Annotated in this window: 27 protein-coding genes; 13 read left to right on the forward strand and 14 right to left on the reverse strand. The window is 52.3% G+C overall.

Annotated features, from left to right (window positions below; translation table 11 throughout):
* The 10 genes from T363_RS0114075 to T363_RS14815 form a co-directional block, all read right to left on the reverse strand.
* A partial coding sequence (locus T363_RS0114075; protein WP_031477020.1) for a helix-turn-helix domain-containing protein occupies positions 1–267 on the reverse strand: 267 nt, incomplete at its 3' end.
* 85 nt (positions 268–352) lie between these two features.
* Positions 353–979 carry a DUF7841 family protein gene (locus T363_RS0114080; protein WP_031477022.1) on the reverse strand — a complete coding sequence of 209 codons (627 nt, stop codon included), beginning with the start codon at positions 977–979 and terminating at the stop codon, positions 353–355.
* A complete protein-coding gene (locus tag T363_RS0114085) occupies positions 976–1,359 on the reverse strand; it encodes a hypothetical protein (protein ID WP_051643310.1) in 384 nt (127 codons plus the stop codon). The genes T363_RS0114080 and T363_RS0114085 overlap by 4 nt, the downstream gene beginning before the upstream one ends.
* A gap of 69 nt (positions 1,360–1,428) precedes the next feature.
* Positions 1,429–2,139 carry a hypothetical protein gene (locus T363_RS0114095; RefSeq protein WP_031477026.1) on the reverse strand — a complete coding sequence of 237 codons (711 nt, stop codon included), beginning with the start codon at positions 2,137–2,139 and terminating at the stop codon, positions 1,429–1,431.
* 117 nt (positions 2,140–2,256) lie between these two features.
* Positions 2,257–2,496, reverse strand: coding sequence for a hypothetical protein (locus tag T363_RS0114100; protein ID WP_154658830.1), 240 nt, complete (start codon positions 2,494–2,496; stop codon positions 2,257–2,259).
* A complete protein-coding gene (locus tag T363_RS0114105; RefSeq protein WP_031477030.1) occupies positions 2,453–2,842 on the reverse strand; it encodes a hypothetical protein in 390 nt (129 codons plus the stop codon). Before T363_RS0114105 ends, T363_RS0114100 begins: the two co-directional genes overlap by 44 nt.
* Positions 2,842–3,015 (reverse strand): hypothetical protein, encoded by a 174-nt coding sequence (locus T363_RS16205; protein ID WP_154658831.1) that lies wholly within the window; start codon positions 3,013–3,015, stop codon positions 2,842–2,844. The genes T363_RS0114105 and T363_RS16205 overlap by 1 nt, the downstream gene beginning before the upstream one ends.
* 74 nt (positions 3,016–3,089) lie before the next feature.
* Positions 3,090–3,293: a helix-turn-helix transcriptional regulator gene (locus T363_RS0114115; protein WP_031477032.1), complete on the reverse strand. Its 204-nt coding sequence runs from the start codon at positions 3,291–3,293 to the stop codon at positions 3,090–3,092.
* Positions 3,294–3,313: 20 nt separating this feature from the next.
* Entirely contained in the window at positions 3,314–3,598 is a 285-nt protein-coding gene (locus tag T363_RS0114120) for a hypothetical protein (protein WP_031477034.1), read from the reverse strand.
* A gap of 40 nt (positions 3,599–3,638) precedes the next feature.
* Positions 3,639–4,088 carry an N-acetylmuramoyl-L-alanine amidase gene (locus tag T363_RS14815; protein ID WP_034972560.1) on the reverse strand — a complete coding sequence of 150 codons (450 nt, stop codon included), beginning with the start codon at positions 4,086–4,088 and terminating at the stop codon, positions 3,639–3,641.
* A gap of 33 nt (positions 4,089–4,121) precedes the next feature.
* Between T363_RS14815 and T363_RS16425 the strand changes: the two genes are divergently transcribed.
* The 5 genes from T363_RS16425 to T363_RS15365 all read left to right on the forward strand — a co-directional run bounded on the left by T363_RS16425 (position 4,122) and on the right by T363_RS15365 (position 6,120).
* Entirely contained in the window at positions 4,122–4,349 is a 228-nt protein-coding gene (locus T363_RS16425; protein WP_031477038.1) for a hypothetical protein, read from the forward strand.
* Entirely contained in the window at positions 4,349–4,543 is a 195-nt protein-coding gene (locus T363_RS0114135) for a hypothetical protein (protein WP_031477040.1), read from the forward strand. The genes T363_RS16425 and T363_RS0114135 overlap by 1 nt, the downstream gene beginning before the upstream one ends.
* Positions 4,544–4,949: 406 nt before the next feature.
* A complete protein-coding gene (locus T363_RS15355; protein WP_051643311.1) occupies positions 4,950–5,180 on the forward strand; it encodes a hypothetical protein in 231 nt (76 codons plus the stop codon).
* Positions 5,181–5,471, forward strand: coding sequence for a tyrosine-type recombinase/integrase (locus T363_RS15360; protein WP_051643312.1), 291 nt, complete (start codon positions 5,181–5,183; stop codon positions 5,469–5,471). It abuts the gene before it with no gap.
* A gap of 79 nt (positions 5,472–5,550) precedes the next feature.
* A complete protein-coding gene (locus T363_RS15365) occupies positions 5,551–6,120 on the forward strand; it encodes a site-specific integrase (protein WP_242840290.1) in 570 nt (189 codons plus the stop codon).
* A gap of 60 nt (positions 6,121–6,180) precedes the next feature.
* On the opposite strand, the gene T363_RS0114145 is transcribed toward T363_RS15365, so the two are convergent.
* Positions 6,181–6,606, reverse strand: a complete 426-nt coding sequence (locus T363_RS0114145) for a hypothetical protein (protein ID WP_034972562.1) — start codon at positions 6,604–6,606, stop codon at positions 6,181–6,183.
* Positions 6,607–6,735: 129 nt separating this feature from the next.
* Here T363_RS0114145 and T363_RS0114150 point away from each other — a divergent pair, with 129 nt between their 5' ends.
* Positions 6,736–6,978: a helix-turn-helix domain-containing protein gene (locus tag T363_RS0114150; RefSeq protein WP_031477044.1), complete on the forward strand. Its 243-nt coding sequence runs from the start codon at positions 6,736–6,738 to the stop codon at positions 6,976–6,978.
* A 45-nt stretch (positions 6,979–7,023) separates the two neighbouring features.
* On the opposite strand, the gene T363_RS14825 is transcribed toward T363_RS0114150, so the two are convergent.
* The 3 genes from T363_RS14825 to T363_RS0114165 all read right to left on the reverse strand — a co-directional run bounded on the left by T363_RS14825 (position 7,024) and on the right by T363_RS0114165 (position 8,793).
* Positions 7,024–7,227: a helix-turn-helix domain-containing protein gene (locus tag T363_RS14825; RefSeq protein WP_034972564.1), complete on the reverse strand. Its 204-nt coding sequence runs from the start codon at positions 7,225–7,227 to the stop codon at positions 7,024–7,026.
* Positions 7,220–8,125: a tyrosine-type recombinase/integrase gene (locus tag T363_RS0114160; protein ID WP_051643314.1), complete on the reverse strand. Its 906-nt coding sequence runs from the start codon at positions 8,123–8,125 to the stop codon at positions 7,220–7,222. The genes T363_RS14825 and T363_RS0114160 overlap by 8 nt, the downstream gene beginning before the upstream one ends.
* Before the next feature lie 143 nt (positions 8,126–8,268).
* Positions 8,269–8,793 carry a hypothetical protein gene (locus T363_RS0114165; protein ID WP_154658833.1) on the reverse strand — a complete coding sequence of 175 codons (525 nt, stop codon included), beginning with the start codon at positions 8,791–8,793 and terminating at the stop codon, positions 8,269–8,271.
* Between the two features lie 738 nt (positions 8,794–9,531).
* Here T363_RS0114165 and T363_RS0114170 point away from each other — a divergent pair.
* From T363_RS0114170 to cas2, 7 genes are all read left to right on the forward strand, one after another.
* Entirely contained in the window at positions 9,532–11,700 is a 2,169-nt protein-coding gene (locus T363_RS0114170) for a CRISPR-associated endonuclease Cas3'' (RefSeq protein WP_031477050.1), read from the forward strand.
* A gap of 310 nt (positions 11,701–12,010) precedes the next feature.
* Entirely contained in the window at positions 12,011–12,655 is a 645-nt protein-coding gene (gene cas5c, locus T363_RS0114175; RefSeq protein WP_031477052.1) for a type I-C CRISPR-associated protein Cas5c, read from the forward strand.
* Positions 12,652–14,397, forward strand: coding sequence for a type I-C CRISPR-associated protein Cas8c/Csd1 (gene cas8c / locus T363_RS0114180; protein WP_031477054.1), 1,746 nt, complete (start codon positions 12,652–12,654; stop codon positions 14,395–14,397). The genes cas5c and cas8c overlap by 4 nt, the downstream gene beginning before the upstream one ends.
* A gap of 2 nt (positions 14,398–14,399) precedes the next feature.
* Positions 14,400–15,284: a type I-C CRISPR-associated protein Cas7/Csd2 gene (gene cas7c, locus T363_RS0114185; protein WP_031477056.1), complete on the forward strand. Its 885-nt coding sequence runs from the start codon at positions 14,400–14,402 to the stop codon at positions 15,282–15,284.
* Positions 15,284–15,946, forward strand: a complete 663-nt coding sequence (gene cas4 / locus T363_RS0114190; RefSeq protein ID WP_031477058.1) for a CRISPR-associated protein Cas4 — start codon at positions 15,284–15,286, stop codon at positions 15,944–15,946. Before cas7c ends, cas4 begins: the two co-directional genes overlap by 1 nt.
* Positions 15,943–16,974, forward strand: coding sequence for a type I-C CRISPR-associated endonuclease Cas1c (gene cas1c / locus T363_RS0114195; protein WP_031477061.1), 1,032 nt, complete (start codon positions 15,943–15,945; stop codon positions 16,972–16,974). Before cas4 ends, cas1c begins: the two co-directional genes overlap by 4 nt.
* A gap of 26 nt (positions 16,975–17,000) precedes the next feature.
* On the forward strand, positions 17,001–17,291 hold the full coding sequence (gene cas2, locus T363_RS0114200; RefSeq protein ID WP_031477063.1) for a CRISPR-associated endonuclease Cas2: 291 nt from the start codon (positions 17,001–17,003) through the stop codon (positions 17,289–17,291).
* The last annotated feature ends 260 nt before the right edge of the window (positions 17,292–17,551 follow it).

A 17,551-nucleotide genomic window follows, 5' to 3' on the forward strand; every position in this document is an offset into this window, starting at 1 on the left:
AATATTGTATTTGGCTACGATATCATCCACACTGCCAATTCCGCTAAGATACTCTTCAATGCAATGAATCTTAAATTCCTTGGAATACCTTCTGTTTCCACTTACAAAGGCTTCAATACCGTTCGCTTCGTACTTGGATATCCATCTATATATCTCGTCACGATTCATTCCATAAACATCTTGTAATTGAGAATAGGCAACCTTACCCGACTTATACGCTTCTATGATTTCTATTTTCTTCTCTGGAGTGAATTTTATTTTGCCCATAAAAAATCCTCCTAAAGTAGATTTTGGTTTTTTCCATGGTCTACTTTAGGAGGATCATATCAAAATCTCCTGCTTTCTTATGAAATTAGTGCTTCACAATGTTTTTATAATACGCTGCCAGCTTGTTATCCACCGCATCCTTATCATGGAACCACAGCGCACAAGCGATCTCGATATAAAAATCGTCGTTGTCCATACCGAGTTTTGAAGCCGCACCGCACAGATCGCTGTATGTCGCGTTCATTGCCGCCCAAAACTCAGTCGGGTCATGCTGCAAACCTTTCATCTGCATCAAACGATGCGTCTGGTCAAATGTCCAGTGCGCCCCTTTAGAACCGTCCGCGTTTTTCAGCTCACGCATCCAGCGTTCCGCCGTATCCCTGTCCAGCCCTTCCGATGCTGCGGCGTATCCGTGTTCTCTGCCGCGTTTTTCACGCGGGCTGTCTCCCACATAAGGGGATCCATGCATCCGAAAACCGATTCGATCCATATCGTCAAATCCCCGTTCGTTCATTCGCTCCGAACCGCCGTTGTAGCGATACTGCGTATCGTATCGCGGTTCATATCGTTCCCTTGGTTCGTAGCGTTCTCTCGGCTCGTACCGATCCGGCGGCTCATAACGGTCTTGTACACCGTATCTCTCGCGAGCATCATAGCCCTCACGCCGCTTGTCCCTGTTCGCCATCAGGAACATTCTTGCCGGTCTTGTCATCCTGCTGCACCTCCCCCGTCAATTGCAGAAAGGCGGTTATCCGGTGCACAGCACGGACTGCCCATCATTTTGAATGCACCGCCTGTTGCCGTAGTAGCTACGCATACCGCATAGCGGGTGCGCGAACGGATGCCGCACGCCGTCACCTGTGCGCAGTTGCGCTTTACAAGGGGATACAGCTCCGCACCCGCGCCAATAGTCACAACGACCGGCGCACCGATCGTGGCAGTTTCCGGGATGGACTGCGCCACAACAATGCAGTACTTCTCGCCGTCATCATAGCTGCCCGCCGGGATATTAACTACCACGTTCCCGCCGGTAAACGAAACCGACTGTGAAAAAACAAGGCGGTCACACAATTTACATACTGTCTTGCACATAAGGCTACCTCCTGAAATCAAGGGCGGCACCGAAGCGCCGCCCGAATGGATCACGGCAAAGCCGGAAGATCAGCAGCCGCAGCCGCCGCAGTTGAACGGATACGGCGCGGGAACCTGATACGCCGGAACAGGGGAAGGATTGATACGGCGGATCAGCTCTGCCGTATTCGCATCCATTGCGGCCTGAAGAACAGCGTTCTGGTTGGCCTGAGAAGCCGACAGTTTCAGGCTCTGGTTTTCAGCCTGCAGCGCGTCAATCTTGCTCTGCACCATAAAGTCCATCAGGCCGCGATAATTGGCGTTCTGGTTGTCAATGATATCGCGGGTCGCAGTTTGAATGGTGTTGCGGGTATCGCAAGCCTGCGTCGCCATATCATAGCGCACGCCCTGAATCGCGTTCTGCGTCTGGCAGCAGCAGTCCTGCAGGTTATAGCCAAGCTGACACATCGACTTGTCTACACCGTTAAAGCCCTGCAGCATTGCCACATTCGTGCTGTTGAAACCGCCTGTAATCGCGTTGTTCAGCGCATAGGTAGAATCACATACACCCTGCTGTACACCGCGCACCGCGTTTTCAAGGCCGTTGAAGTTAAATTCCGAGCACAGGTCTGCGCGGGTCAGTGCGCCCTGATTACCGGAATTACCGCCCCAGCCGCCGTTACCCCAGCCAAAGATCATAGCGAACAGAATGATCGCCCACCAGCCATCACCATTCATAAAGCCGCCGCCGGAGTTGCCGTCGCTGCCAAGCGCGTAGCCGGTTGCAAAATCGTTATCCATTTGTAGTTCTCCTTTTCGTGTATTTACACCGGGGCCGTACGCTCCCCTGATGTTTCGTAGGGAAGCGGTTTTTAATCAGGAACCGGATAAAACCGAAAAAGAGAAGTTGATCTCAGTTTATTTGAAGAATTGGTTTGCCTGCTGTATAAATTGCTGCGGGTCTACCCCCGCCTCTTTCAGTATGTTCATTGCTGCCTGCTGCGGGTTTTGCATCAGTTGATTCATCTGCGGCGTGGTCTGCGCCATCTGCTGCATCACCTGCATCGGGTTCATGCCGCTGTTTTTCATCTGCATCACCTGACGCAGCACCGGATTATTGGCCGTCAGTCCCTGCATCAGCATTTGTCCCATGTTCATTTGATGCACCTCCTAACTGGTCGCACAGCGCGTTGAACCGCCGTGCCAGTTCGTCAAAATCAGCTTTCTTCACATATATCGGCGTGTCCTGCGGGTCTGCTCGCCGGTAAACCACAATTTCCGCGCTGCCGGTCTGCCAGTTGATTTGCTTGGTGTAAATAAATCCATGCGCAGTATCCGGCATCAGGATCATTGCACCGGAAAAATCCGTCTGTACTGCCCTCGCTTCTTCCAGCGAAGCCACCGGACGAACCACCGGAGACGGCATAGGCTGCTGCACCGGTTGCATTACTTGCTGCGGATACGCTTGTCCGGCAGGCAAATAAGTCTGATATGGATATCCCATCAGCCAATCACCTCCGTCACATGCTCGCTGATCGAGCGATTAACCGATTCTTTGAACGAAATATACTCGTCAAGATCATGTACTTTGCCGTTTTTCACATAGTCGGAAACAATGCGCCTTGCGCATGCCGGAAGATATCCAAGCCGTTCCAGCCGTGTTTCATAGGAAACCATTCGATCACTTCCTTATGCTTATAGCATAAAAGAAAACAAGCACAAAAACCTTTCGGCTTTCATGCTTGTTTCTGTCATAAAACTTTCACGATTTTCCGCTTGATATTTTTGATCCGGCGGCTTACCGTGCTTTCCGACATTTGCAGTTTCATGCTGATCTCAATAATCGAATGATCCTTTACACGTAAATCGAATACTTTTCGTTCGTCCGGGGTGAAGTTGCAGACTGCCCGAAACCATTCACATTCCGGTTCGGTGAACTCAGTCTTAAGGTTCACGCCCTCACCCCTTCTTTTTCTTACGGATTACCCGAATCTTGGTTCCCTTCGCTTTGCCGTCCTTGCGTACTCGTGCTCTGATCCGCGCCATTATAAATGCCTCCTGTATTCTCTCCGGCTACATAGTTCGCGTATCCGTCCCCGCTTTCCACGGCAATCGTATCAAACTGGCTCCATTGCCAAATATGGTATATATTCGTCGCCGCCAACAGCACAACCAATATCACCACAAAAAACTTGTAGAATTTCAGTTGTCCTTTCAGCATTTCGAGGACTTCGCTTGCCAGTGTATTTTTTTCATCCATTTACTACACACCCTTTCGCTACGATTATAGCAAAAGTTTTTTACCCGTACAAGTGTGCCTTGTCGTTGATCACCAGCACCCGCAGCAGGTCATAGCTCAATTCAAGGCCATCCTCTGTGCCTTCCAAAAAGCCCTTGTTCACCAGCTTCTGAACCGTCGGCTTCGCCCATGCCGGGCATTCCTCCACGGTGTTGTAGATGTCCTTGCGCTTCTCGCTCTCAATCAGCTTTTGCACTTCTTCTCGGGTCATATCGTCAACCTCCCTGCCGAAGCCCTCTGCCACGCCGTCTGCAATGGCATCCGCAATTTCATAAAATTTATTTTTGTACAGCTTCATATCGTCCGTATCGTCGATAAAGCACGTTTCAATCAGCGCATGGCTCACGCCCCTGCGCTTCACGTGCCGCAGTACCGCAAACGAGCTGTTGCGCTTTACTCCTCTGTTCGTAAAGCCCAGTGCGGACAGACGTTTAAGAATCGCAACACGCATTATCTCGACGGGCTGGAGGCGAAGCGCCGGGAGGTGGAGAAGTCCACGGCGAACCTGCTGAAGGTCATCGAGAAGGGCGTCCTGAGCGATGCCGTGGCCGACAGGCTCATGCAGCTCGACGAGCAGAAGGCCGCGCTGGACGAGGCGATAAAGGCCGAGCACGTGCGCGCCGCGCTGTTCGAGGACGAGCACAGCATCAAGGCGTATTCGACAAGTTCATGCGGGCGGACTTCGACAACCCGCAGACCCGAGACGCGGTGATGGAGTATTTCGTCGATAAGATTTACCTGTACGACGACAAGCTGGTGGCGACGTTCTTTTACTCCGAGGACAGGACGGAGATAAGCTGGAGAGAGCTCGGAGACTTGGTGATTGACCCTTTTGTTAAAGGGGAGGCCGCCGAGTTCGACGTCTTCCCCTTTGGCTCCACCAAATTGTTAACGGATACCACCTGATAACAGGTGGTATCTTTTATTTTTGTCCAGTTTTTGCAACGCAAAATGCGTTTTGAAAATTTCGGTAGATATTCCGGTAGATTACGGTTTTGCACTTATGATACACTATAAGCAGGGTACTCCAAACGCAAAAGGCAATACCGCATGATTTGGCAAGAGCGATTTACGAGAAAATTTTGCATCCGGATGCGGCACGTTTTCGCAGCAATACTGGATGTATTGCAAGGAAACGGAACAAAATCCGGGGGCAAAATTTCTGCAAAGCGCCGCAGACATAATGATGCGGTATTGCCTCAACAATCCGCAAATCGGAGTCGCCCGCAACAGATACCGGTATCCGTTCTTCCGGCGCAGCCTGTGCACCGCCGCGCCGCCCACTTTATCAGAGGAAGGACGGTGAACACAAATGTCCCGCACGCGCGTGGAGCGCAATATCTCGTATGACGACGAGAAAAAGAAATACTATGTCAATCTGGATTTCGGGCGCGACGCGCGCGGACGCCAGATCAAAAAGACCCGTACCTTTGCGCGACTGACCGACACCCGCAAGGCGCTGCGGCTGCACGAGGTGCAGCGCGACTTCGGCGCGCTTACCCAGCCGAACGACACCACAGTCGCCCAGTGGCTGAACTACTGAATGGATGCCGTCGTGCGGCCCAACCGCGCGGCGACCACAGTCCACGGGTACAGCCAGATGATCGTGAACCACATCATTCCACAGCTTGGGGATATCCCGCTGCAATCGCTGTCCCCGCAGCGCATCCAGCAGTATTATGCCTCTCTGTGCAACGACTGCGGCCTGTCCCCCAACACCGCACGCAAGCACCACGACCTGCTGCGCAACGCACTGCGAATTGCGGTCATGCAGGACATGCTTGCCCGCAACCCGACCGACCGTGTAGAGCCGCCCCAAGTTCAAGCGCCCTGAGCCGCATTACTACGATGTCGAATCCCTGCTCCGGCTGCTGGATGCCGTCAAGGGCACCCGTTTAGAGCCGGTCGTCTATCTGGCGGGTTATCTCGGCCTGCGCCGCGAGGAAATGTGCGGCCTGCGCTGGAAGGATGTCGATTTCCAAGGCAAAACGCTGTGCATCCACCGCGCCCGCACGATGGCCGGGTCGCAGGTGATCGAAAAGGACACCAAAAACCGTTCCTCAACCCGCTTGATGTATATACCGGACGAGGTCGTCCGTGTGCTGCGCGCCAAACGCAGGCAGCAGCGTGAGAACCGTCTGTTTTACGGCGCGGACTATCATGACACCGGCTATGTGCTGACTTGGCCGAACGGCGAAGCCTATCTGCCGAACTATCTGACCGAGACGTTCAGCACGTTCATCCGCCGAAACCATCTGCCCAAACTGACGTTGCACGGATTGCGGCACACCTTTGCGACGCTCGCCAATCACTCGGGCGCGACGATCTACAACATCAGCAAGTCGCTCGGGCACAGCACGGTCACGACCACGTCCATGATCTACACGCATCTGCTGGATACGACACATGAGCAGACGATCGAGGCCGTCGCGCAGAGCCTGCGCAAAGGGAGCCGGGAGAGGAAACGGGAAAAGGCGGAATAAGACAGCCTCCCGAAGTTATTTTCGGGAGGCTGTTTTGGGATTTGTTTTGGGATAGCATTTTCAATCCGCAAGGTTGATGACCGTTTTTCCTTGTTTTTCCGCTTTCTTGGCAAACTTTGCGGCGCCGCCCCACGTATGCGTAACATACACCACAACAAAATCTGCCTGCTGAAGCATCCAGTTGTTTCTGCGGTCGATGGCAAAGCGGGGCGGGACATGTTCCATCTCCTCAGGAAACAACGTCTCAGTAAAATCATCTGTGTTTTTCCCGGGCAGGCGTTCCAGCACTGCGGCATAGCGGATATGTGGATATTCCGCTGCCAATTCGCGCAGCGCGGCGTAGACAAGTGCGTCAAAAGAACCTTGCCGACCGACGTAGAAAGTGTTTACTTTCTGATTTTCAATCAGATTTATCAGCACGCTGCGCAGTTTGGTACGAATGCTGTCCGGGCAGTCCCGATGGCCGAAAAATGTGCAGGCAACCATCCAATCTCCTCCTCATGGGATATATCGTAATTGTACATCAGATCGGGCAATTTTACGATATATCCCATACGATTTATCGCAAGTTTTATTAAAATGAACATACGATAAATTGCAGGGAGGGAATGCGAGTTGAATATCAAAGAAGCTGTTGCCAAGCGCATTCTCGACCTGTGTGCAGAAAGGAATATTGCGGTGAACGCCCTGGCTACGGTTTCAGGGATCCCGCCATCTACTGTTTATAGTATGCTGAATGAGAAAAGTAAAAATCCGGGAGTTGTTTCCATCAAGAAAATATGTGACGGCTTGGAAATCAGCATACGAGATTTTTTTGACAGCGAATTGTTTGATGACTTAGAGCAGGAAATACAATGATAAGGCGTGTGCCGCTTGGGCACACGCCTTACACGCCTTATTTATTTACATCTCGCCTTTCATATACCGCTCCAGATCGTATTTGCGCACGCGGATCTGGCTGCGCTTGCCGATGCGGCGGCTGGGCAGATCGCCAGACCGCACGATCTCATACGCGGTGTTGCGATCGATGTCGAGAACCTCCACCACCTCGGGTACGGTCAGCGGCAGCGGCAGTTCGTCAAAGCTGGTATAACGCTTGTCAGCCATTGCTCTCGCCTCCCTTCCGAAGCGACGCCAGATAGATGCGCGTCACGTCCTCGCGTTCATGTCCGAGCAGCTTGGACACATGGCGGCAGGCCGCATGCTCGTTCATCCCCTGCTTCCGACACGCAAGATACTGCTCGACCGCATATGTATGCCGCAGGCCGTGACAGATCATCGGCCGGTGCGAATTCGCATCCTGCACTTCATTGCGGTAGCGGTGAATGAAGCACTGGAAGTTGTTGATTGCGCGGTCGGTCGGCATATCGTCCGGCACAAACAGCTTGTGCCCGCGCCGCGTCTGCGCCAGCATTTTCGTGAGTTCAATGCGCGGCGTTTCTTCCAGCGGTACGGTGCGTACCTTGCCACCCTTGCCTTTTACGGTCAGCGCACCAGCTTTCAGCGCACGTTCGGCTGTTGCCGTGTCCAGCCGGAACACTTCATGGATGCGCAGTCCACAGTACCGCGCAAGGCATAGCGCCGCTGCGTAGTCCTCGCGACCCTCGCCCCATGCTTTGCCGATCATGCGGTTGAACTCCCGCTCGCTCCAGGTGCGGTCGACCTTGCCGAAACTGCGGCGTTCCAGATTAAGCATGCTGTTGTCCGGCAACGTCTGGTATTTGACCTGCGGCATCTGATCGTGGAAAAAGCGAATCGCCGCCAGATCGGTCTTGATGGTCGAGACTGCTTTGCCGTTCTCCTGCAGGAATTCAGCATAGGCGAAAATATGCTTGGGCGCGATATTGGCCAGTCGCTCCAAACGATAGACTTCCGCGAGAAAATAGCAAAAGCGGCAGACCGCCTCTTTGTATCGGCGGCGTGTCTGGATGCTGCCCTGCCAGCTGTGCCGGAACACACGTTCCACCTGCGCGAGCAGGTTTTGATAGATGTGATATGTGGACATGGTCTTCTCCTTTCATCCGGGAGACAGACGCAGCTCACCCGTCTGCAAACGCAGGCCGTTTCCGCCCGTTTTCCCCGCATGGCCGGGAGAATCCCTACCCTATTCATCCGTTGTACTGTGTTTTTCAGCCGAACAGCAGGGTTTTATGCGCGCAGGAGCAGCGAATCCGGCAGGCTCTGGTGTCTGTCTCTGTTGTAAATTGGTTTAGCAATCATTGCCGCAGGCGCCGCATACGCGGCTGCACCCGAGGTGCGCGGCAGGCGCAAAACCGGCAAAATGCCGGCCACACTTTGTGCGTGTGCCGTGTACCGGCTGTTGGCAGGCCAGCCGGCAGATGCATGGGTAAAACCGTGCTGCCATACACGGCCGAGGATGCGCCAGCCCCTCTTGACGTCCGCACCGGCTGCGCGGAGCGCCCGAAAAAGATTTAGATAGGTACAACAGGTTTTTCCCCTTTCTCCGACGGTTCTGCGGATGAGCAGTTGGTCGGGACAATTCTTTTTGGCTGGGCTGCGCAAATGAGTGCATGCGGCGCCGGGGCCTGCTTCCTGGCGGCCCCTGTCTTGGCGCAGACTGGAGCCGCTTGTGACGCGGAAGCGCACGTTGATTTTCCAAATCATCTTGGTACGGAATGATCCTTTGTTTTCGCATGGTTTTCTGATTTGCATGATTTTCTCCTTCCGATTGCACAAAAGGACACAAAACTGCCGCAGCAATTTCATGTCCTTCCTTCCAGCGTCTTTTCATCCAGCGATTGGTTATGGCTCAAGGGGCAGACTCCTTTCTGGGCGGATTACTTTGACAACACATAACTTTGACCTAAGACATACGTAGTATAGCATCCAAATGAAACGCCGGACAGTTGAGAAGTTTTCAACTACTGTACGCATAGATGGTTTAACGATCACGCAGTTTTGGGCAACGACGATTCTTATGTCTCTGCAAAAACGAAAAGACATACGACCGCCTTATCTTGCAATCATATGTCCTTACTTTGTGATTGAGCGGTTTTCAAATATCTGTACAACCCGGGCAGGCATACTACCCCCTGGGCGGTTTTACTCTGACAAAATTACTCTGACATAATACAAGTGTATTGTAGCATGTCAGGACAGGGTTGTACTCTTGCAGTTTGCGCAAGTATTTATGGGAAACCGCTGTATATATAAGATAAGGCCTTGATCCAACGGTCAATTATTTCAGTATCCGCCCTGATGAGTTTGTTCTCCGCTCCTCATGTTGCTCTCGTTCTTTCGGTTATAGTTATTACAGCGTTTTACTCAGCATTTCACTCATTTTTGATTAATCCAAAGGGATAACATATTGTAAGATTGTAACATTCCATCTATAATATAATTATATTGCAACGATATTTTATGCGTTAAGCGTACTACTGGGTGATACAAATGGATACAACAACAGAGAAAACGTCATATTGGGCACATGTTTCAGCCGATGGGACACGCTCACAGACGGTGCGGCAGCATCTGCTCGGAACGGCTACGCTCGCGGAACAGTTCGCGCAGCCCTTTGGGGCCGGCAGTCAGGCTTGTTTAGCCGGATTACTTCATGATATTGGAAAATACAGCCATGATTTTCAAAAGCGTCTGGCTGGTAGTATAGATCGTGTAGATCACTCCACGGCAGGGGCAAAAGAAGCTTGGCAATTGCGGCAGGCGGAAGTCGCTTTTGCTGTGGCAGGCCACCATGGTGGTCTGCCAGACGGCGGCGGCAAAACCGATTCCTCGGATACCGGGACCTTGTTTGGCCGGATATATAGGGATGTACCGGATTACAGTGTCTGGCATGACGAAATCAATCTGCCAGAGGCATCCCACCCCGCGCAAATTCCGCGCGACAATTTTTCGACATCGTTTTACATCCGCATGCTATACTCCTGTCTGGTGGATGCAGATTATCAAGATACCGAAACTTTCATGTTGGGAATTACTGCGCCACGGGGCGGATATACTGCACTCCCCCAACTCCTAGAGAAATTAAACCAGTATATTGCACCTTGGTGGGCTGCTAAAACCGCATTAAACCAGAAACGATGCGAAATCCTGCGTGCCTGTCTGGATAGAGGCCGCACTTGTAACAGCGGCCTCTATACACTAACCGTCCCGACTGGCGGCGGCAAAACAGTGTCTTCTTTGGGATTCGCATTGACGCACGCGATAGCACAGGGGAAAAAACGGATTATCTACGTCATCCCTTATACCTCCATCATCGACCAGACAGCAGAGATATTTCAACAAATACTTGGGGAGGAAAATGTGATCGAGCACCACTCCGGCATCGACTATTCGGTTCCGGAAAACGATGTGGATCCTGCGCACTACCGCAAGACGCTCGCCATCGAAAACTGGGACGCCCCTGTGATTGTGACGACTGCGGTGCAGTTTTTTGAATCACTGTACAACAACCGGTCTTCCCGCTGCCGCAAGCTGCACAATATTGCTGACAGTGTTGTAATTTTTGACGAAGCACAAACGCTTCCCGTGAACTATCTTCGTCCCTGCGTGGCAGCTATCGCGCAGTTGGTGCAATATTACGGTGTCACTGCAATTTTGTGTACTGCAACACAGCCTGCGCTACAGCCGCTTTTTGCAGAATTGGCGCCCAAGCTCTCCATTCACGAGATCTGCCCGAATACCAATGCAATGTATCATTTTTTCCGACGCACTACCCTGCAGATGGCCGGCGAGCTCACCGAAGAAGGTTTAGCAGGGCAACTCAATGCCATACCACAGGCCCTCTGTGTTGTCAATCGCCGTGCAACAGCGCAACGGCTGTATGCGATGCTGGAGTCAGAGGGGCGCTATTGCCTAACTACACTGCTCTGTCCGGCAGATCGTAAACGACTTCTGAAAGAGATTCGCGCAAGACTGAAAAATGGCTTACCCTGTCGTGTTGTATCCACTTCGCTGATCGAAGCTGGCGTGGATGTAGATTTCCCCGCGGCCTGGCGCGAGGAGGCAGGACTGGACTCCGTGCTGCAAACCGCTGGTCGCTGCAACCGGGATGGCACATATCCGGCCGAGAACAGCATTGTTACCGTTTTTCGTTTGCAAGACCAGCGCATCCCGGCTATCATTCGCCCCAATGTCGATGCGGCCCGCAAAGTGATGGAGGCTTTTACCGATCCTGCGCAACCAGAAGCCATCGAGGCATATTTCTCTTTTCTCCGCGCGGTAAAAGGCAACGCCGCGCTGGATAAAAACCAGATCATGGACATGTTCTGCAAGGGGTATCAGGGACGCATTTTCCCCTTCGCTTCCGCAGCGGAGCAGTTTCATCTGATCGAGGCGAATACTGTCACGATTTATTTGCCGGTGGATGATGGTATCGGCCTGTTGGAATGCCTGCGTGCGGGGCAAGCCGACCGCGCGCTTTATCGGCGGTTGGGGCAATATGCGGTCAATATCTATCCGGAGCATCTGCAGAAGCTGTTGGATGCCGGAGCTGCCGAGCCCATAGACGACAACAGTTATATTTTAACCGATCCGACTTTATATGATCGCAGCACCGGCCTGTCCCTTGATGTGGAAACCGGCAAGGCTATTTTTATGTAATCGCAACAAAAGTGGCGACAAGCTTTACGCTTGCCGCCACTGTTTTCTAAAATACATCCAATATTTTCTACCCACAGCTTTTGCTGACATCTGTATTATATCCAATTGCGTCGGTTGGCGCAATAAGAATGATTCATTTTGTGCATCATAGACAAGCTGTAATATTCAATTTGTTCTGTTTATACAAAATATTGTAAAATTCTATATTATTATCCAAACTCTGTTGATTTTCTTTCCTCCGTATAGTATCCTTTTCTTATGATCTAAATTACATTCAATAGAAATTTAAATTGAAAGGAGCAAAGTGCCTATGATACAACTGGAAGTCTGGGGGCCATACGCCTTATTCACCCGACCAGAGCTCAAAGTAGAGCGTTATTCGTACGATGTACTCACACCTTCGGCCGCGCGCGGCATTGTGGAAGCAGTCTATTGGCATTCCGGGCTCAAATGGCATATCGACCGGATCTATGTATTGAACCCCATCCGGTTTGTCAGCGTCCGGCGCAATGAGGTGGCCAGCAAAATTTCCGGCCGCAACGTGCGGCAGGCCGCGCAGGGCGGCGGACAGGTTTTGTACCTCGCTACGCCGCAGGAGATCGTACAGCGTGCCTCCCTGCTCTTGCAGGATGTCCACTATGTGATCGAAGCACATTTTGACATGACGGACAAAGCTGCTCCCTCCGACAACCCTGGCAAGTTCCAGGATATTGTCAAGCGCCGGATGGATCGTGGCCAGTGTTATCATACGCCGTACTTCGGTTGTCGTGAATTCCCGGCTTATTTTCAGCGATGGACGGGTGGATCGATCCCGACCATCAATGAAAGTCGGGATCTTGGGCTCATGCTGTATGACTTCGACTACTCCGATCCCCAGAATATTACGCCGACCTACTTCCGCGCTCAGCTGGAACACGGCGTGCTGAACACCCGGGATTGTGAGGTGTTCCGATGATTCTACAAGCTTTGACCCAGTATTACGAGGACCTGCTGGCACTGGGTGCAATCGAACGCCCCGGCTGGAGCAAATCCAAAGTAAGCTATGGTCTTGTACTAAACGACGAAGGGCAGCTGACACAGCTGCTACATTTGCAAACTGAAGTGGTGCGCGGCAAGAAAACAGTGTTGGCTCCACAGGAGCTTCTGGCACCTTCCCCAGCGAAAAGAAGTTCCGGTGTCCTTGCCAATTTTTTGTGCGACAACAGCAGCTACCTGCTTGGCGTAGACGCAAAAGGCAAACCCACTCGCACCGCCGAATGCTTTGCCGCGGCGAAAGCGCTGCATCTGGGGCTGCTCGAACAGGCCGATTCACCTGCGGCGCGTGCAGTCGTCCGCTTTTTCGAGTGCTGGGATCCGGCGCAGGCGGCAGGTCATCCGGCACTACAGGAGGATTGGGATGACCTGCTGAAGGCCGGGAACCTGATCTTCTGGTATGAAAACGTCCCTGTCACCCAGGACCCCGTCGTTGCGGACGCCTGGACGCAGCACTATGGAGCAGTGGACGACGCTGCGGAACCCATCCGCTGTCTGGTGACTGGCCGCTGCGGACCGCTCGCCAGACTACATCCTAATATCAAGGGCGTTGCAGGGGCACAAAGCAGCGGTGCCTCCCTGGTTTCTTTCAACGCATCGGCGTTTTGCTCCTATGATCACGAGCAGGGTGCCAATGCGCCGGTCAGCGAATACGCTGCTTTTGCCTATGCTTCTGCGCTCAACACGCTTCTGTCCGATCGTGACCGCGTCTGCCGCGTCGGAGACACCACGATCCTCTGTTGGGCCGCTGGCGGCGACAGCAACTATCAGGACTGCTTTATTGCCAATATGTTTGGCGACAGCCATTCTGAAACCGGCCTTTTGAATACGCTTCATCATCTGGCAAAAGGCGAGCATATTGCATGGAACGGCAATCGGCTGGACCCTGATACCCGGTTCTATGTGCTGGGTTTGGCTCCTAATGCTGCCCGGCTGTCCGTACGCTTTTTCTGGCAGAACACGTTCGGCAGGATGGCACGCAATCTGGCCCGGCATTATGACCGACTGAACATTATCCGTCCGGCTTATGACAAATTCCCCACGCTGCCGGTCTGGCGGCTGGTGCAGGAAACCGTCCGCAAACCTTCTCCGGGTACCCGACCGGCGGAACCGAATCCGCGTCTGGCCGGGGATTTACTGTTGGCGGTGTTAAATGATATGCCATATCCCGCCACTCTGCTGGACGGTACTGCGCTGCGTATCCGCGCAGAATGCAACGTCTCACGCGGACAAGCGGCAATTATCAAGGCATATTACTTGCGCAATTCCTCAAACCCCAAACTTAAGGAGGTTATGACCGTGGAACTCAACGAACAAAGCACCTATCTGCCCTACGTGCTGGGCCGGCTGTTTGCTGTATTGGAAGAGGTGCAGCAAAGTGCAAATCGTGACATTAAGACCACCATCAAAGACCGTTATTTCAACGCCGCTTCCGCCACGCCTTCCACAGTGTTCCCGCTGCTGATCAATCTGGCGCAGAAACATCTTGCAAAACTGGACGGTGGCCTTAGCCTCTATTATCAAAAGAAAATCTCCAATCTGATCGACCGCATCACTCAGACGCTTCCTGCCCGCATGGCTCTGCCTGAGCAGGGCGCCTTTCAGCTTGGCTATTATCACGAAACCCAGAAACGCTATGCCAAATCGAAAAAGGAGGAATCGTAATCATGTCCGAAGCTATCAAAAACCGCTATGATTTTGTCATCCTGTTTGACGTGGAAAACGGCAACCCGAACGGTGATCCGGATGCCGGCAATATGCCCCGTGTCGATCCTGAAACCGGTTACGGTCTGGTCACAGATGGCTGCCTCAAGCGTAAGATCCGCAATTATGTGGAAACTGCCAAGGAAGATACCCCCGGCTACCGCATTTACATCAAGGATCAGGTGCCTCTCCAGCGTAGCGACGCGGAAGCGCTGACCTATCTGGGCGTAGATAAAGATCTGAAAGCTGCGAAAAAAGACGACCCAACGCTCGATCAGAAAATCCGTGATTTTATGTGCCAAAACTTCTACGATATTCGCACCTTTGGCGCGGTAATGACCACCTTTGTGAAAGGTGCCTTGAACTGCGGTCAGGTGCGCGGCCCAGTGCAGCTCAGCTTCGCGCGCAGCATTGATCCTATCATGCCGCAGGAAGTCACTATCACCCGTGTCGCCATCACAACTGAGGCCGATGCAGAGCAAAAAGACACCGAGATGGGCCGGAAATATATTGTACCCTACGCACTCTACCGCGCAGAGGGCTTTGTTTCCGCCAATCTCGCCCGCAAGGTTACTGGCTTTTCGGAAGACGACCTTCAGCTTCTGTGGCAGGCGATTTTGAACATGTTTGAGAATGATCACAGCGCTGCCCGAGGCAAGATGGCAGTTCGTGAACTGATTATCTTTAAGCATGAAAGCGAACTGGGCAACACGCCTGCGCACAAGCTCTTTGATGCTGTCCATGTAGCGCGTGCGGAAGGGGTCACTATTCCTCGCAAGTACAGCGACTACAACATTTGGGTAGACGACAATCTGCCAGCCGGCGTTATCTGCGAAAGGATGGCCTGATGGATCAAGGCGATTACCTGATGATGTCCGGCATCCAGCACTTCAGCTTCTGTCGACGGCAATGGGCGCTGATTCATTTAGAGCAGCAATGGTCGGAAAACCTTCGCACAGTTGAAGGCCGTTTACTACACGAACGCTGCCACGATGATTCTCTCCGCGAAAAGCGCGGCGATCTGCTCATTGTGCGCGGCATGCGGGTGGTCAGCCATCGGCTGCGCTTATCCGGCAGCTGTGATATTGTAGAATTTCATACCGATCCAAACGGCATAACACTTCAGCAAGAATCTGGGCTTTGGCGTCCGGTTCCTGTCGAGTACAAGCATGGCGCGCCCAAGACAAATAATGCTGATCGGCTGCAACTCTGCGCCCAAGCCATGGCGCTGGAAGAGATGTTGGTCTGCGATATCCCCCAAGGCGTGTTATTCTATGCTGGGCCCCATCGCCGGGAACAAGTAGAACTAACATCCGAACTGCGTCAGGAAACACAGTCCATCGCAGATGAGATGAACGGTTATTTTTCCCGCGGATATACCCCCAAGGTGAAGCCTGGCAAGCACTGTAATGCCTGTTCCCTAAAAGAACTCTGTCTTCCCGCCTTGTATCGTCGTGTCGATGCCGCTGACTATATTCAAAACCACCTGAAAGAAGGCGCTGCCGAGTGAGAAAGTTGCTCAATACACTGTTTATTCTTACCGAAAACAGTTATCTGAGTTTGGACGGAGAAAACGTTGTTGTCAGTCAGGAACGGACGGAGACCGCCCGTTTCCCCCTGCATACGCTGGAAGCAATTCTTTGTTTCTCCTATTCTGGTGCATCTCCCGCACTGATGGGTGCCTGCGCCGAGCGAAACGTTGATCTGACTTTCTTTACACCGCGCGGGCGTTTTTTAGCCCGTGCTGTTGGGGCAACCAAAGGCAATGTTCTACTGCGGCAGCAGCAATTTCGCGCAGCCGATGATCCCTCTGTTAGCTGCCGCTATGCCAAGGGATTTTTATTGGGCAAGGTTTATAATGCGCGTTGGGTGCTTGAGCGCGCGACCCGCGACCATCCGCAACGGGTTCCAGTGGATCGTTTAAAATCCCTCTCCCGCCAGTTAGCTGACGCGCTCCCCCATATCGAGGATGCTATGACGCTGGAAGAATTGCGTGGTTTGGAAGGCGCTGCTGCACAACAGTATTTTGACGGATTTGATAGCTTAATCCTTCAGCAGCGCGATACCTTTGCCTTTACGGGACGCAGCCGTCGCCCGCCGTTGGATCCGGTCAATGCATTACTTTCCTTTGCCTATACGCTATTGGCTCGGGATTGTGCCGCGGCATTGGAAGGTGTGGGGCTGGACCCGTATGTCGGTTTCCTGCACCGTCCTCGGCCCGGCCGCACCAGTCTGGCGCTTGATCTGATGGAGGAGCTGCGCGCGGTATATGCAGATCGGTTTGTAATAACCTGTATCAATCAGAAAACAATAACCGCCAAACATTTTCAAACACAGGAAAACGGCGCTGTACTTTTGACAGATGAGGGGCGGCGCGCGTTTCTTAAAGTATGGCAGCTGCGAAAACAGCAGACCATCCAGCATCCGTTTTTAGGGGAAAAGACACCTTGGGGACTGGTTCCCTATATTCAAGCACTGCTTTTGGCACGTACACTGCGCGGCGATTTAGAACGCTACCCGCCTTTTTTCTGGAAATAAAAAGCAATCACTAAGGAAGGCCCATCATGTTAATTCTTGTAACATACGATGTCAACACAGAAACCGCTGCCGGACGCAAACGCCTGCGTAAGGTAGCCAAGGTTTGCGTCGATTACGGACAGCGCGTGCAGAACTCGGTATTTGAGTGCCTGCTGGATGCTGCACAATATGCAGCTTTCAAGGCAAAACTTATTGCTTTGATCGATCCGAAAACGGATAGCCTGCGCTTTTACCAGTTGGGAAATCAATACAAAAGCAAGGTTGAGCACGTTGGACGCGCACCACAATGGAGCCAAGACGATATACTGCTTTTATGAGTAAAGTTGTTTGTTGCACATTTTCGATAGAACACATCAGTGCGAATGGCTATCGATCATCATTCTCCACGGATGTTCGCACCATAATGCACGACTGATTCTCCGGATGTTAGGGGAATAAATGGCCACACCCCCTTTTCTTTTTATACAAACCGATTAAAAAGTCAGTAATTCGTATATAATTTGATGTAAATATGTCTGATTATTTAGTGCATATTTGCTGTCGCCCTCTTTCGCAGAGGGCGACGTGGATCCAGATA

This window comes from Agathobaculum desmolans ATCC 43058 (assembly GCF_000701665.1).
Lineage (GTDB): Bacteria > Bacillota > Clostridia > Oscillospirales > Butyricicoccaceae > Agathobaculum > Agathobaculum desmolans.

Bases quoted from the DNA above. Each gene is read 5' to 3' on its own strand.
- T363_RS0114080 (WP_031477022.1), bottom strand. From the start codon at position 979: ATGACAAGACCGGCAAGAATGTTCCTGATGGCGAACAGGGACAAGCGG.
- T363_RS0114085 (WP_051643310.1), bottom strand. From the start codon at position 1,359: ATGTGCAAGACAGTATGTAAATTGTGTGACCGCCTTGTTTTTTCACAG.
- T363_RS0114095 (WP_031477026.1), bottom strand. From the start codon at position 2,139: ATGGATAACGATTTTGCAACCGGCTACGCGCTTGGCAGCGACGGCAAC.
- T363_RS0114100 (WP_154658830.1), bottom strand. From the start codon at position 2,496: ATGAACATGGGACAAATGCTGATGCAGGGACTGACGGCCAATAATCCG.
- T363_RS0114105 (WP_031477030.1), bottom strand. From the start codon at position 2,842: ATGGGATATCCATATCAGACTTATTTGCCTGCCGGACAAGCGTATCCG.
- T363_RS16205 (WP_154658831.1), bottom strand. From the start codon at position 3,015: ATGGTTTCCTATGAAACACGGCTGGAACGGCTTGGATATCTTCCGGCA.
- T363_RS0114120 (WP_031477034.1), bottom strand. From the start codon at position 3,598: ATGGATGAAAAAAATACACTGGCAAGCGAAGTCCTCGAAATGCTGAAA.
- T363_RS14815 (WP_034972560.1), bottom strand. From the start codon at position 4,088: ATGCGTGTTGCGATTCTTAAACGTCTGTCCGCACTGGGCTTTACGAAC.
- T363_RS0114135 (WP_031477040.1), top strand. From the start codon at position 4,349: ATGGAGTATTTCGTCGATAAGATTTACCTGTACGACGACAAGCTGGTG.
- T363_RS15355 (WP_051643311.1), top strand. From the start codon at position 4,950: ATGTCCCGCACGCGCGTGGAGCGCAATATCTCGTATGACGACGAGAAA.
- T363_RS15360 (WP_051643312.1), top strand. From the start codon at position 5,181: ATGGATGCCGTCGTGCGGCCCAACCGCGCGGCGACCACAGTCCACGGG.
- T363_RS0114145 (WP_034972562.1), bottom strand. From the start codon at position 6,606: ATGGTTGCCTGCACATTTTTCGGCCATCGGGACTGCCCGGACAGCATT.
- T363_RS14825 (WP_034972564.1), bottom strand. From the start codon at position 7,227: ATGGCTGACAAGCGTTATACCAGCTTTGACGAACTGCCGCTGCCGCTG.
- T363_RS0114160 (WP_051643314.1), bottom strand. From the start codon at position 8,125: ATGTCCACATATCACATCTATCAAAACCTGCTCGCGCAGGTGGAACGT.
- T363_RS0114165 (WP_154658833.1), bottom strand. From the start codon at position 8,793: ATGCAAATCAGAAAACCATGCGAAAACAAAGGATCATTCCGTACCAAG.
- T363_RS0114170 (WP_031477050.1), top strand. From the start codon at position 9,532: ATGGATACAACAACAGAGAAAACGTCATATTGGGCACATGTTTCAGCC.
- cas5c (WP_031477052.1), top strand. From the start codon at position 12,011: ATGATACAACTGGAAGTCTGGGGGCCATACGCCTTATTCACCCGACCA.
- cas8c (WP_031477054.1), top strand. From the start codon at position 12,652: ATGATTCTACAAGCTTTGACCCAGTATTACGAGGACCTGCTGGCACTG.
- cas7c (WP_031477056.1), top strand. From the start codon at position 14,400: ATGTCCGAAGCTATCAAAAACCGCTATGATTTTGTCATCCTGTTTGAC.
- cas4 (WP_031477058.1), top strand. From the start codon at position 15,284: ATGGATCAAGGCGATTACCTGATGATGTCCGGCATCCAGCACTTCAGC.
- cas2 (WP_031477063.1), top strand. From the start codon at position 17,001: ATGTTAATTCTTGTAACATACGATGTCAACACAGAAACCGCTGCCGGA.